Source organism: Pedobacter nyackensis, assembly GCF_032678475.1.
In the GTDB taxonomy this organism is placed as follows: Bacteria; Bacteroidota; Bacteroidia; order Sphingobacteriales; family Sphingobacteriaceae; genus Pedobacter; species Pedobacter nyackensis_A.
In genome coordinates this window covers 190,642-204,304 of sequence record NZ_JAVTSF010000001.1, presented here as the reverse complement: position 1 = coordinate 204,304, position 13,663 = coordinate 190,642, and the positions used below count along the sequence as shown (strand labels likewise).

Genomic DNA, 13,663 nt, shown 5'->3' with positions numbered 1-13,663 from the left:
GAACGTAAATATTTATTATCAACAAAGGGGGCAGTTGCCCCCTTTGTTAGTATTATCTGATCATTACTCCCGGTTTATCTACCAGTGGCACGTGAATAAGATTTTCATCCACGATACTTTCTGGGAGGAAAATGAATTTTTTATCATAAATAACGCCATCAATATAGTAACTCAGCCAATATTCGTTCGTCAGTCCAAAAACCTCAGGATCTATTGCTTCTATCCCGGCAAAAGACTTAGCTTCCATATCACCAATAAAATGACGTAAAACTGAAGTTTTAACCATTTTGCCGTTTTTTTCTCCATACCCTTTAGAACTGATGAGCACATTAGTCAGTGCAACATCTTTTAGATTCACAAGGTAAACTGTCCAGTTTTTAAATTCAGGCGTTTCGCTAATCAGCACAACAGCCATTGCTATATCTTCAACTATATTTTCAGGAAGATCCTTCTTCATATTTAATTACTTCTTCGCTACCGCTTTCTTTGCAGGAGCTTTCTTTTTAGCCGCAGCTTTAGTACCAGTTGCTTTTTTAGCACTAGCTTTTTTAGGTTCAAAAGCATTAGGAACCTGTTCAATAATTAATTTTTTAACATCATCTAAAGAAATAGAAGCTAGTTCTTCAGGCGTATATTTATCGTTAGTGACTGGATTCTTACGTAACTTCAGCATTTCCTTACCGAAACGGATGAAAGGTCCCCATCTGCCATTTTCAATTGCGATTTTCTCGGCTGTCCACTGTTGAATAAATCTATTGGCTTCTTTTTCAATTTTCTTACCGATCAATTCCTCTATATCCGTCTGCGATAACTTATCAAAATTATAAGCCTTTGGTACATTGATAAACAGGTCATTCCATTTAATGAACGGGCCAAAACGACCGGTACCTTTTGTTACTGGCATACCTTCAAAATGTGCAACAGGCGCATCAGCAGTTATTTTCTCATCGATAATTTCGATAGCACGAGCCTGATCAACCGACAATGGCTCTTCATTTTTAGGTATAGAAATGTAAACATCGCCCCATTTCACATACGGACCAAAACGACCAACACCTACAGAAACTTCTTTACCCTGGTAATCTTCCAGCTGGAAAGGTAACTTAAATTGTTCCAAAGCCTCCTCAAGCGTCACTGTACCTACCGATTGTGATTTAGACAGGCTAGCATAACGTGGCTTTTCCTCATCGTCATTTTCGCCTATCTGAACCAGTGGCCCAAAACGACCTACTTTAGTATATACATTTTTACCTGTAGCAGGATCAACACCCAGCAAGCGCTCACCGTTTGCACGGTCTGCAGTTTCCAATGTCGTTTCTACTTCAATATGGAAAGGGGTGTAGAACGAATGAAGCATTTTAGTCCATTCCTGTAAACCTTGTGCAATCTCATCAAATTCTTTTTCTACGTTCGCTGTAAAGTTAAAATCAACAATCCCCTTAAAATGCTCCACCAGGAAGTCGTTTACAACTTCACCAATATCAGTAGGGAAGAGCTTAGATTTCTCTGCACCTGTAATTTCTGTTTTTGTTCTTTTTGTTACTTTTCCGTTAGCAAGCTCTATCGCCCCAAAACTACGCTGGCGACCATCACGATCTTCCTTAACTACATAACCGCGATTTTGAATGGTAGAGATCGTAGGTGCATAAGTAGATGGTCTGCCGATACCCAGTTCCTCTAATTTCTTAACCAATGAAGCTTCTGTATAACGTGCCGGAGGTCTTGAGAAACGCTCCGTTGCGTTCATTACTTTCAAAGTAAGCGCTTGTCCGCGCGATAGTGGTGGCAACATAGTGTTACCTTCCGAATCTTCAGCATCATCGTCATCAGACGACTCCAGATAGACCTTTAAGAAACCGTCAAACTTCAGCACTTCACCTTCAGCAATCAAATGTTCTTTACGGGTACTTACAGCGATTTGCGCGGTTGTTTTTTCAAACATTGCTTCGCTCATCTGCGATGCAATGGCACGTTTCCAGATCAATTCGTATAAACGCTGTTCTGAACTATCTCCCGGTACAGTATGGTGATTGAAATAAGTAGGACGGATGGCCTCGTGAGCTTCCTGCGCACCTGCAGATTTCGTTTTATATGTTCTTGGTTGGTGGTATTTATCGCCGTATGCAGACTTAATTTCAGCTGCCGCAGCCTGCAAAGCAGTTTCAGAGAGGTTTACGGAGTCCGTTCTCATATAAGTGATACGTCCGCTTTCGTATAACCTTTGGGCAATTTGCATTGTTCTGCTTACTGAATAACCAAGCTTACGTGATGCTTCCTGTTGTAAGGTAGAAGTTGTAAAAGGTGCAGCTGGATTACGTTTTGCAGGTTTCGTTTCTAAATTGTCAATCGAAAATCCTGCACCAATGCAGTCATTCAGGAACTTTTCAGCATCAGCTACTTTTTCAAAACGCTGTGGCAGTTCCGCTTTTACTAATTCTCTCGCATTACCAGTCGAAAATTCAGCAGTTATTTTATATGCTGCCGAAGCATCAAACTTATTAACCTCACGTTCTCTGTCTACAATTAAACGAACCGCAACAGATTGTACACGTCCGGCCGACAATGAAGGCTTGATCTTCTTCCATAATACTGGTGAAAGTTCAAAACCAACCAATCTATCCAGTACACGTCTGGCTTGCTGTGCATTTACCAGGTTATAATCTATAGATCTTGGTGTCTCTATTGCTTTTAATATGGCAGGTTTAGTAATTTCATGAAAAACAATACGTTTTGTTTTATCCGCTTTAAGTCCTAATGTTTCATATAAATGCCATGATATAGCTTCTCCCTCGCGGTCCTCATCGGATGCTAGCCATACCATTTCTGCGTCTTTAGCTAGTTTCTTAAGTTCTGCAACCACCTGCTTCTTATCGGATGGAACTTCATAAGTTTGAGCAAAATTATTGGATATATCTATACCCATATCTCCTTTAACAAGATCGCGGATATGTCCGTAACTTGATTTTACAAGGAAATCTTTACCCAAATAACCTTCTATGGTTTTCGCTTTCGCAGGTGACTCAACTATTAATAAATTCTTCGCCATTCAGACCGTTTTTCTGCAAATAAAGCTATAAATAAGGCTAATTTCAAAATTCGACAGACTTTTTATAATAAATTTATTTGTAAACGGCTCATTTAATCCAATATATGACTATATTTATTTATTCAAAATAGCTTCCCTTTGGTTTGTAAAGCAGTAACTGAAGCTGTCTTGTAAGATTTCTAAAATCAACATACATGTGGCTTGGTAAAACCAGGTAGATACCTACGGAGCTCAAAGGTAGGTCAGCCCTACATCATAAGTGTAGATACCTACGATGTACCTATGATATAGGAGCCAGGTACCTAGAATGTACCTACATGACCTAGACCGTACCCAAGCCCTGACAAGGCAACATCTAACCATCTAGATAGCATCCCAACTATTTTACCTTTTGATTATAATTTGCTAAATTATTTGTACCTAACTTCGTGTAAACATTAAAACCTTTTAAAAATGAACATACTATTAATATTACTCAGCCTATTTGTTAATCCACCAGCTAAAAGTGTGTATGATTTCTCTTTTAAAACGATTGACGGCAAGGAAATAAAGCTTTCGAAATTTAAAGGTAAAAAGATCCTGATCGTTAATACTGCCTCAAAATGCGGATACACACCGCAGTATGAAGATCTGGAGAAACTACAAAAGCAATATGGCAAGAATGTGGTACTGATTGGCTTCCCGGCAGGTAACTTTGGCGGACAAGAATTAGCGACCAACAGCGAAATCAAAGAATTTTGTACAGGAAAATACAATGTTACTTTTCTGTTAGCGGAAAAAAGTAGTGTAAAGGGAGCCGATATAAGTCCTTTGTTTAAATATCTGACTACCGCTGAAAATCCTGATTTTACCGGAGATATCAACTGGAACTTCGAGAAATTCCTTATCAATGAAAAAGGACAACTGGTACACCGCTTCCGTTCTAAAGTAAAACCTTTAGATGAGGCGATTGTAAAGAATCTATAAAAAGAACTGTTGTTAAGTCATATAGAAGAGAAATCCTTAACCGGGATTTCTCTTTTTTTTAACAGCTATTTACTGTGTTTCTGTTAGCTTTGTACCAGCTTAGGATGAAATGAATTTCATCTGCAATTATAATAGCCGAATCAACTCATGGTAAAGTATATAAGGTATTCATTTAAAGGGAGTTTAGCGATTTTAGCTTTTTCTTTATTACTTTCCTGCTCCTCAGGGTATAAAGTAGTAAAAGCCAACAGAGCTGAATATGCGATCGATAAAACTATTGCCGCAGACAGTGCTGTTATTAAAACTTATTTACCTTACAAACAGCAACTCGACTCGGAAATGAACCAGGTTTTGGGTTATTCAGAAGTAGCAATGGTTAAAAGCAATGATTTGCCGGAAACTGTATTGGGAAACTTCTTTTCCGATGCGGTATTGCAGCAGGCTTTAAAATATGATCCAACAATTGACTTTTCTATGCCTTCAACAAAGGGAGGGATAAGGGTAGATGTGCCTAAAGGCGCAATTAAATTATCAAATATATTCGAGCTGATGCCTTTTGAAAACGAACTTGTGGCATTTACAATTAAAGGTGCCGACGTACAGGAACTCATTAATTTTATTGCTGCCAGTAATGGTCAGCCGGTAGCAGGCATACGCTTAAAGATTGTAGACAAGAAGCCTGTAGACGTATTCATTCAAGGTAAACCTTTTGATCCACAAAGAACTTATAGAGTACTCACATCGGATTACGTTGCCGGTGGCGGTGACAATGCACTGGGCTTTAAAAATCCAATTGAGAAAAAAGTACTTGGATTGAAAGTACGTGATGCAATCATCGGCTACGTAAAAGAAGTTCAGGCCGCAGGAAAAACCATTAACACTAAATTAGATGGACGAATTACAAAAAATTAACCGCAGGGATTTCATAAGGACAGGAGGGATAGCCGCAGCTGCTACAGCACTCAGCCTAAACTCTTTTGGATCAATCACTGCCGGAGACGTTGTAAAACTAACCATTTTGCATACTAATGACGTGCATAGTCGTATTGAGCCTTTTCCTATGGATGGATCAAGAAATCAGGGCTTGGCAGGTACAGCACGACGTGCAGCGCTGATTAAACAGATTAGGGCGAAAGATAAGAATGTATTATTGCTCGATGCAGGTGATATATTTCAGGGGACTCCTTATTTCAATAAATTCGGTGGAGAGCTGGAGATTAAATTAATGAGTGCAATGGACTATGATGCTGCAACAATGGGAAATCATGATTTTGATAATGGGTTAGAGGGATTTCATAAACAATTGCCACATGCTAGTTTTCCTATATTGTGCAGTAATTATGATTTTTCAAACACATTGTTGAAAGGTGCAACTCAACCCTATAAGATCTTTAAAAAACAAGGCTTAAAGATTGGTGTATTTGGAATTGGTATTGAACTGAAAGGCTTGGTTGAAGGTAAAAACTACGGTGACACCATATTTATAGATCCGGTTGCAAAAGCGAATGAAATCGCAGATCTGTTAAAGCAGGACTTAAAATGTGATCTTGTAATTTGCTTGTCTCATTTGGGTTACAAGTACGCTTCGGCTAAAGTTTCTGACCAGGTTTTAGCAAAAAATAATAAAAATATAGATCTGATTATTGGCGGACATACCCACACTTTCATGGATCAGCCTCAGGATGTTCAGAATTTAAGTGGAGGGATTACGACCATTAACCAGGTTGGTTTTGCAGGTATTAACCTGGGACGTATCGACTATTACTTTGAAAGGTATAAAGGGAAGCGGATTAAAACCGCCTCACCTTATCTGATATCGAATGAACTGGATAGTTAGCGCCAATTAGCAAAGAAAACCGCCACCTAAAAGGTCGTTACCTTCATAAAATACTGCTGACTGTCCTGGTGCTATTGCTGAAACGTTGTGATCGAATACCACACGCATTTTATCATTTTCCTGTACAATTGTACTCAGCATTCCGGCATCTTTATAACGGATCTTTGTTACCACATTGTCCATCGGTTCGTAAATGTTCTCATATTTAACCAGGTTGATATTTCTTACCATGGCTTCTCTACGTTCCAATTCATCAGCTCTGCCTAATACAACAGTATTACTTTCAGGAAGAATTTGTGTAACAAACATAGGTTCACCAAATGCAATACCTAGCCCTTTCCTTTGTCCTATGGTATAAAATGGATAACCTTTATGCTGACCAACTACCATGCCGTTACTGGTAATAAAATTACCGCCTGCGACACGTTGTTCCAGATCTTCTACTTTATGCTTTAGAAATGCGCGATAATCATTATCAGGCACAAAGCAGATCTCATAACTTTCACTTTTTTTAGCAAGCTCTTCTTGTCCCATGTCTAAAGCCATTTGCCTGATTTCAGCCTTAGCAAATGAACCTAAAGGGAATTGGGTACGGGCAAGATTTTCCTGGGAAACACCCCATAATACATAAGATTGGTCTTTATTTTCGTCTTTACCTTTAGATATCACATGTCGGCCAGTATCCAGTTTACGGATGTTCGCATAGTGCCCTGTAGCAATAAATTCGCAATCCAGTTTGTTGGCGCGTTTTAATAATGCTTCCCATTTGATATGGGTGTTACATAAAACACAAGGATTAGGGGTACGTCCTGCCAGATATTCATCAACAAAATTATCAATTACAAAATCGCCAAACTCATCTCTGATATCTAAAATGTAATGTGGAAAGCCGTAGTTAACAGCAAGTGTGCGAGCGTCATTGATGCTGTCAAGACTGCAACAGCCGGTTTCTTTACTGTTACTGCCAGAAGTGGCATAGTCCCATGTTTTCATGGTCAGACCAATAACTTCATATCCTTGTTCGTGCAACATTACTGCTGCTACTGAACTGTCAACGCCACCACTCATGGCGACTAATATTCTACCGCGTTTGCTCATAATCTTTAATACTGACTCGGGTTAAAGGCCCGGTAAATAAATACAAAGTGCAAAAGTAAGGCTTTTTGACCATAGATTTAAGTTAAGGGGGTCAATTACTTGTAAAAAGACAGGGGGATCCCTGCTAGCGATACTGCTTATTTTTCTAAACAGAATATAATATGGGATGTGTATGTGGCGACCTTGGATTCAAAATAAGATTTGGAAATAGTAACCTGTTTCCGTGAAATGCATTGAATTTACATTAATGTTGAATAGGATAAGCCAACAAACGACTTTTGTTAAAGATCAAAATAGGTTCATTTCCTGAACCATGGTGTTCGATTAGGGTTTCCTAATGAGTGAAAATTTAGGTTATATATGGCAGGTGGATGCCTGCCATATTATGAATGGATTTATTTTAAACAAATGCCGGCGCAAAGCTGTTCGGATCATTTCCCTGAATTTGATTCCTACGTATATCAGCTATATCTACAGGCTTTTTTATGATCTTTTTGTTCAAACCTGCTGCCGCACTGTATAATAAAATACTTCCTAAAGCAACTTCTTCAACAGCCAGTACCGGATGTTTACGAATGTTTCTAATTCCTTTCTGAAAAATGTAAATACCTGCAATCACTGATATTAGTCGTTTTCCAGCTTCAAGTTCTTCCGTTTGATAGCTGGACGTGGCGGTATCGTATTTCGTTAATAATGTGTTTAATATAGATATGGTAAATCTCTCTTTTAATTTTTGTAACATAATAATTTAATTAAATGGTACATAAATAACGTTTGACGCCTGTTTTTGTTTTCATGAGATTTCTAAAAATCTTTGGTAGCAATGCTTAATTGGCCATTTAGGTCATTCAATTAAGCGGTAAACAGGTACTTTAATTTTACACCTTCTATCTTTTCAATTTTCCCAAGTATGATATTTAAACTTGATTTTCTGATTTCGATTTTGATACAGCAGGAATTATCGAAATCCTGCGATATCACATGCAGTCTTTCTTCTTTAATCAATCTCATGATGTCATTCATCAACAGATAGTCAAATTGCAGCTCATAAATGTCGTTAACCGTTTTTTCTATGACGTGGGCAGCATTTATGGCCTCTGCAGCTGCTGTTTTGTAGGCGTTAATTAAACCGGGAACCCCCAAAAGTGTTCCTCCAAAATACCGCACAACTACAATAAGTACATTGGTAATGTCAGTAGAAAGCATGGTATTAAGAATAGGTCTGCCAGCAGTGCCGGATGGTTCTCCATCGTCCTGAATTCGGAATATACTTCTATCAGGACTCAAACGCAATGCCCAGCAAAAATGTCTGGCTTTGCTATGTTCTGCCCTAAGATTAGCTAGGATACCCTTAACTTCATCTTCAGACAAGATGGGGTAGGCATAACCTATGAATTTACTTCCGCGATCTCTGAACACCCCTTCAGCAGGCGCTTCTATTGTTTTATAGGTATCGTCAAATAACATTAAGAAAAAGGATTGGTGATGATAATAATCGCTACAAGTGCCAGGAATAACCCCCAGTAATTCCACTTGTTCAATTTCTCTTTAAAAATAAAAATCCCGACTAAGCTACCCAGTATAATAACGCCTATATTCATCGCAGCAAATACTACCGATGGGTTGTCGGCCATCGCACGGTGCGCCTTAAGATAAAACAGGATATTGAAAAAATTGAAAAACCCCAAAATACATCCGCAAAAGAAGTTGACCAGCTCCAGTTTACGCTTTTTAACTACCAAGAGGTAAAGAATAGCAAACAGCGAAATGAAGAAGGCCAGAATGAAAATTACAATAAGGGAGCTGGTATAAGGGATATCTTTAATTTGCGCAACTTTTTTAAAAAGAGTATCGATAACACCAAAGCCAAGGAATACAAAAACAGGGTACAACCAGTTTAATCCTTCGTTTTTTTGAACAGTCTTTCTGTGGAGCGTGAGGAATATAGCCACAAAACCAATGGCTAAACCTGTAATTTTGGTGACACTAAAATTTTCCTTAAATAAAAAATAGGAGGCCAGCAAGGGAATAAACAATGACAACCGTTGTGCAATATCTGTTTTTACGATACCTATACTTCTTACTGAACCGGCAAGGAATAAGAATACGACTGGTAACAAAACCCCTAAACCAATGTATACCCAGTTTATAGGTGCATTGCTGAAATCACTTAAAGCAGGTTTGTAGAAAGCAACACTTAAAATAATAGCAAAGAAGTAGTTCCAGGTAACCGCCTGGGTAATATTGATCTTGTATCTTTTTGCAAGTTTTAGCAATATGGCGACTGTAACGCTACAGCAAATACTGATGAGGAGAAATATCATGAATGGTTGTTTTGATAGACCGTTAAAGTATCATTTTCTAAATTAAGCTGATCTACAATCAGACCATTAATTGGAGGAGAAGGTATACCTTCCTTCCATATTTTATTTGAGCTGAACACCCTGGCTTCATCCCAAAGATTAGCGTGAATGAACTGGTTGAGCATATTTGCACCACCTTCAATAATAACCGACTGAATATCCATCAGGTATAATTGAAATGCAATTTTTTGAGGTAAATAGTACTGCATATCTTCCATTTGAATGTAATGGATGTTATGCTGTACTTCTGTTTTCTGCTCATTAAAAATAACCGTTTTGGCTTCGGTATTGTAAATCTTGTTGTTCTGCGGCACTTGTAAATGACGATCGATAAGAATCCGTACCGGATTTTTGCCTTCCCATTCTCTGGCATTAAGCTCCGGGTTATCTGCCAGGGCGGTAAGCTTTCCTATAACAACAGCGTCCTCTTCTGTTCGCCATTTATGTACTAGTTTTTTTGCCATAGCACCACTTATCCAGCGCTGCGACGCGTCTTTAGGTGCAAAATAACCATCAGCAGTACTGGCCCACTTTAAAATGATATACGGCCTTTGTTTGCGTATTCTTGTAAAGAAACGGCGGTTAAGCTGGCTACATTCATCTTCAAGTACTCCTGACACCACCTCTACACCCGCATTTTTGAGTTTTTGAATGCCCTTACCATTTACACCCTCAAAAGGATCTCTATTTCCTATAACAACCCTTTTTATTTCATGTTTAATGAGCAAATCGGCACAAGGAGGGGTCTTGCCAAAATGGGCGCAAGGCTCCAGACTTACATATGCTGTAGCTTTTTTCAGTAACGCTGCAGCCTGTTCGCCATATTTTTCTATAACCGCTTTAATTGCGTTCACCTCTGCATGTGCCTCTCCGAATTTAACATGGTAACCTTCACCAATGATTTTTCCATCGCATACGATCACACAGCCAACAAGCGGATTGGGGCTTACGTTTCCCATGCCCATATTGGCCAGCTCAAGGCATCGTTGCATATACAATTCGTCCGTCATTACCGCAAAAGTAAGTTTTTTTGATCAATGATACCTGATTTAGGCTGATCATGGAAGTATCTATTTTGTGATAAACTGATTTTTTGATCAGTACTTTACAATTGCTTCAAAAATGAACTATTTTTACCGGATGAAATTAAAGGACTTAGCCGAACAGTTTAATCATAGCTTAGGTGATATTTATGGGCCGGAAGAGGGATATGCTATTTTTCTACTTACCATCGATAATGTGCTTGGTTACAACAAGTCTCAGTATTTGCTTAAACGGGAAGAAGTGCTTAAGGGTGAACAATTGGACAAATTGCATGGTGTTCTGGCCGAATTGAAGAGCGGTAAACCTTTGCAATATGTGCTTGGAGAAACTGAGTTTTATGGCCTACCTTATAAGGTAAGTCCTGCTGTGCTGATACCACGCCCGGAAACGGAAGAGCTGGTTGAATGGGTGATAGAAAGTTGTGCTTTGGCTGAGACTACAGGTTCGGGCTTACGTATCATTGATATTGGAACTGGTAGTGGCTGCATTGCTATCTCTTTAAAAAAGCACTTGCCGGCCAGCAGGCTATCTGCTTTAGATGTATCCAAAGAAGCTATAGAGGTTGCTAAAGCTAATGCTACTTTAAATCAATTGGATATTAATTTTATAAATGATGATATCCGAACTTTTACCAGTAATCAGAAGTTTGACGTGATTGTGAGTAACCCGCCTTACATTACTGTTCGGGAAAAGGAAGATATGCACAATAACGTACTGGATCATGAACCGCATCTTGCCTTATTTGTAGCAAATGAAAAGCCTCTTGAATTTTACGAAGCTATAGCTGATTTTGCATGGTTAACATTAAGCGATATGGGCTTGCTGTTTTTTGAAATCAATGAACATTTAGGTAAGGAAATGATTGAGATGTTAAGTGCCAAATCATTTGTTAATATTGAGTTGAGGAAAGATATGCAGGGGAAAGATAGGATGATAAGATGTAAAAAAGCGCTTATTTAACTTCGGGCATGAAATTCGGTAACTACTCCTTTCAGGTAACCTCTGTCAAGGTGCGTATAAATTTCTGTGGTCGTAATACTGGAGTGCCCAAGCATCTCCTGTACCGCTCTCAAATCGGCACCACCTTCTATGAGGTGTGTGGCAAAGGAGTGACGAAAAGTGTGTGGACTGATACTTTTTTGTAAGCCCGATTTCGATGCAAGTGTCTTAATGATATTGAAAACAGATATGCGCGACAAACGCGTCCCTCCACGATTGAGAAAGACGTAATCCTCAAAGCCTTTTTTAATGGGGAGATGAATACGGGTCTCATAACGATAGATGCTGATGTATTTTAAAGCAGCATTTCCTATTGGGATCAGGCGCTCTTTATTCCCTTTTCCTGTAACACGAATGAATTCATTTTCTTCAAAAATATCAGATATTTTAAGGTTAATGAGCTCTGAAACCCGCAACCCACAGCTGTAAAGGGTTTCCAGGATAGCCTTGTTACGCATTCCATCGGGCTTTGATGCATCTATCACGGCAATCATCGCGTTGATTTCATGTGTGTCCAGTGTGTCGGGTAAATGACGTGAAAGCCGGGGTGTCTCCAGGTGCTCCGAGGGATCTGTATCTATTACCTCTTCCAGAACCAAAAAACTGAAGAAAGACTTCAATCCTGAAACTACCCGGGCTTGCGTACTAGGCAGCATACCCAGTTCGTTTATCCAGCTGATAAAAAGCTTTAAGTCTGAATTGCTAATATCCTTTACCTGTGGAGTTTGTTCGATAGAATCAAAGTATTGAAACAGCTTGTTCAGATCACCAAGATAAGCTTCAATGGAATTTACAGAGAGCGAACGCTCCAGTTTAAGGTAATTTTTAAACGATTGCAGGTAGGGGTTATGAATCACAAAAAAAATTTTATACTCTAAGTTTTTAAGGCTAAGTTTGAAAGGATGAAGATACAAATTATTAACGGCCCGAACTTAAATCTTTTAGGAGTTCGTGAACCCGGTATATACGGAAATCAAGGTTTTGATACGTATATACAAACACTTCGCGATATGTACAGCATTATTGAAATTGACTATTTCCAAAGTAATGTAGAAGGCGAACTGATCAATAAACTACACGAGGTAGGTTTTAGTTACGATGGCATTATAATTAATGCCGGTGGTTACACCCATACTTCTGTGGCGATTGCTGACGCAATTGCTGCGATTAAAACCCCTGTTGTAGAAGTGCACATCTCCAACATTTATGCAAGGGAAGAATATAGGCACGTTTCTCTTACAGGAAAAAACTGTAAAGGGGTGTTAACAGGTTTTGGCATGGATGGCTACAGACTTGCCATTGAGAGTTTACTAAAAAGCTAAGCGATGCAGATTAAGAATTATTTACTTACACTTACTTGTGGCCTGTTTGGCTTGAGTACTTTTGCACAATCGGAAGTTACCGAGAAAGAAATTGCCGACCATATTTCCTTTTTAGCGTCACCAAAAATGGCGGGACGTTTTCCTGGTACTAAAGAAAATAAGAAGGTAGTAAATTACCTGATTAAAAACTTTAAGAAATCGGGTGTTAAGCCGCTTAACAATAATTATATACAGGAATTCAAAGTTAAAATCAGGGTAAAAAAAGGACTGGATACGCCTGTTGTTACTACACAGAATGTAATTGGCTTTGTTGAAGGAAACGATCCTGTTTTAAAAAATGAATTTATAGTTTTAGGTGCCCATTATGATCATTTAGGGCAGGGAGGGCCTTCATCTAAAAAACCAGATACAGTTGGCGTACACCTTGGTGCAGACGACAATGCAAGCGGAACGGCAGCTTTACTGGAGATAGCCGAACGCCTCGCTGCAAATAAAAAAGAGCTTAAACGTAGTGTTCTTTTTATTGCCTTTGGCGCAGAAGAACAGGGTTTAATTGGTTCAAAGTATTTTGTGGAGCATCCGTTAATTCCTTTGTCTTCCATCAAATTAATGATGAATATGGATATGGTGGGCAGAATGAATGCAGAAAAACACCTTTATATGGGAGGGGCTGCATCTTTTAATGGTGGCATGGAGTTAATGAAAAGCTTGGGGCCGCAGATCGGTATCAATCCGCTAGTGATCGCTTATGACGTGGGCGGCTCTGATCACGTTTCTTTCTATAAAAAGAATATTTCTGTACTGGGATTTCATACAGGTGGACATCCTCAGTATCACACACCGGAAGATGATTTTGCGCACATCAATGTGCCGGGAGAGAAGTTGGTTTGCGATTATATTTACCAGGCGATTGTAAACGTTGCGAACAGGGAAGGGGTAATATCCTTTGTTCCGGAAAAGAAAAACTAAAACACTAGTTATGCTGTTT

At 39.0% G+C, this 13,663-nt stretch carries 14 protein-coding genes; 6 read left to right on the top strand and 8 right to left on the bottom strand.

Annotated features, from left to right (window positions below):
* Positions 1–52: 52 nt before the first annotated feature.
* Together R2Q84_RS00815 and topA are read right to left on the bottom strand one after the other, a co-directional pair.
* On the bottom strand, positions 53–457 hold the full coding sequence (locus tag R2Q84_RS00815) for a hypothetical protein (protein ID WP_316814615.1): 405 nt from the start codon (positions 455–457) through the stop codon (positions 53–55).
* A gap of 6 nt (positions 458–463) precedes the next feature.
* On the bottom strand, positions 464–3,046 hold the full coding sequence (topA, locus tag R2Q84_RS00810; protein WP_316814614.1) for a type I DNA topoisomerase: 2,583 nt from the start codon (positions 3,044–3,046) through the stop codon (positions 464–466).
* A gap of 453 nt (positions 3,047–3,499) precedes the next feature.
* Here topA and R2Q84_RS00805 point away from each other — a divergent pair, with 453 nt between their 5' ends.
* The 3 genes from R2Q84_RS00805 to R2Q84_RS00795 all read left to right on the top strand — a co-directional run bounded on the left by R2Q84_RS00805 (position 3,500) and on the right by R2Q84_RS00795 (position 5,849).
* Entirely contained in the window at positions 3,500–4,012 is a 513-nt protein-coding gene (locus R2Q84_RS00805; RefSeq protein ID WP_316814613.1) for a glutathione peroxidase, read from the top strand.
* A gap of 147 nt (positions 4,013–4,159) precedes the next feature.
* The gene (locus tag R2Q84_RS00800) at positions 4,160–4,924 is read left to right on the top strand and encodes a 5'-nucleotidase C-terminal domain-containing protein (protein WP_316814612.1); all 765 of its coding nucleotides are present in this window, start codon (positions 4,160–4,162) and stop codon (positions 4,922–4,924) included.
* On the top strand, positions 4,902–5,849 hold the full coding sequence (locus R2Q84_RS00795; protein WP_316814611.1) for a metallophosphatase: 948 nt from the start codon (positions 4,902–4,904) through the stop codon (positions 5,847–5,849). The genes R2Q84_RS00800 and R2Q84_RS00795 overlap by 23 nt, the downstream gene beginning before the upstream one ends.
* A gap of 6 nt (positions 5,850–5,855) precedes the next feature.
* Here the strand turns inward: R2Q84_RS00795 and mnmA are convergent, their stop codons facing one another.
* From mnmA to ribD, 5 genes are all read right to left on the bottom strand, one after another.
* Positions 5,856–6,947: a tRNA 2-thiouridine(34) synthase MnmA gene (gene mnmA, locus R2Q84_RS00790; RefSeq protein ID WP_316814610.1), complete on the bottom strand. Its 1,092-nt coding sequence runs from the start codon at positions 6,945–6,947 to the stop codon at positions 5,856–5,858.
* Positions 6,948–7,347: 400 nt separating this feature from the next.
* Positions 7,348–7,689, bottom strand: a complete 342-nt coding sequence (locus tag R2Q84_RS00785; protein ID WP_316814609.1) for a hypothetical protein — start codon at positions 7,687–7,689, stop codon at positions 7,348–7,350.
* A gap of 110 nt (positions 7,690–7,799) precedes the next feature.
* Entirely contained in the window at positions 7,800–8,414 is a 615-nt protein-coding gene (locus tag R2Q84_RS00780; protein ID WP_316814608.1) for a YigZ family protein, read from the bottom strand.
* Entirely contained in the window at positions 8,414–9,271 is an 858-nt protein-coding gene (locus tag R2Q84_RS00775) for a DMT family transporter (protein WP_316814607.1), read from the bottom strand. The genes R2Q84_RS00780 and R2Q84_RS00775 overlap by 1 nt, the downstream gene beginning before the upstream one ends.
* A complete protein-coding gene (ribD, locus tag R2Q84_RS00770; RefSeq protein WP_316814606.1) occupies positions 9,268–10,320 on the bottom strand; it encodes a bifunctional diaminohydroxyphosphoribosylaminopyrimidine deaminase/5-amino-6-(5-phosphoribosylamino)uracil reductase RibD in 1,053 nt (350 codons plus the stop codon). Before ribD ends, R2Q84_RS00775 begins: the two co-directional genes overlap by 4 nt.
* Before the next feature lie 112 nt (positions 10,321–10,432).
* Between ribD and prmC the strand changes: the two genes are divergently transcribed.
* Positions 10,433–11,314 carry a peptide chain release factor N(5)-glutamine methyltransferase gene (prmC, locus tag R2Q84_RS00765; protein ID WP_316814605.1) on the top strand — a complete coding sequence of 294 codons (882 nt, stop codon included), beginning with the start codon at positions 10,433–10,435 and terminating at the stop codon, positions 11,312–11,314.
* Here prmC and xerD read toward each other — a convergent pair.
* Complete coding sequence (gene xerD / locus R2Q84_RS00760) at positions 11,311–12,210, bottom strand: site-specific tyrosine recombinase XerD (RefSeq protein WP_316814604.1); 900 nt, start codon at positions 12,208–12,210, stop codon at positions 11,311–11,313. The two genes, prmC and xerD, sit on opposite strands and share 4 nt — an antisense overlap.
* A 45-nt stretch (positions 12,211–12,255) precedes the next feature.
* Between xerD and aroQ the strand changes: the two genes are divergently transcribed.
* Both aroQ and R2Q84_RS00750 read left to right on the top strand, forming a co-directional pair.
* Positions 12,256–12,675, top strand: a complete 420-nt coding sequence (gene aroQ / locus R2Q84_RS00755) for a type II 3-dehydroquinate dehydratase (RefSeq protein ID WP_316814603.1) — start codon at positions 12,256–12,258, stop codon at positions 12,673–12,675.
* 3 nt (positions 12,676–12,678) lie between these two features.
* Entirely contained in the window at positions 12,679–13,644 is a 966-nt protein-coding gene (locus R2Q84_RS00750) for a M20/M25/M40 family metallo-hydrolase (protein ID WP_316814602.1), read from the top strand.
* Positions 13,645–13,663 lie beyond the last annotated feature (19 nt).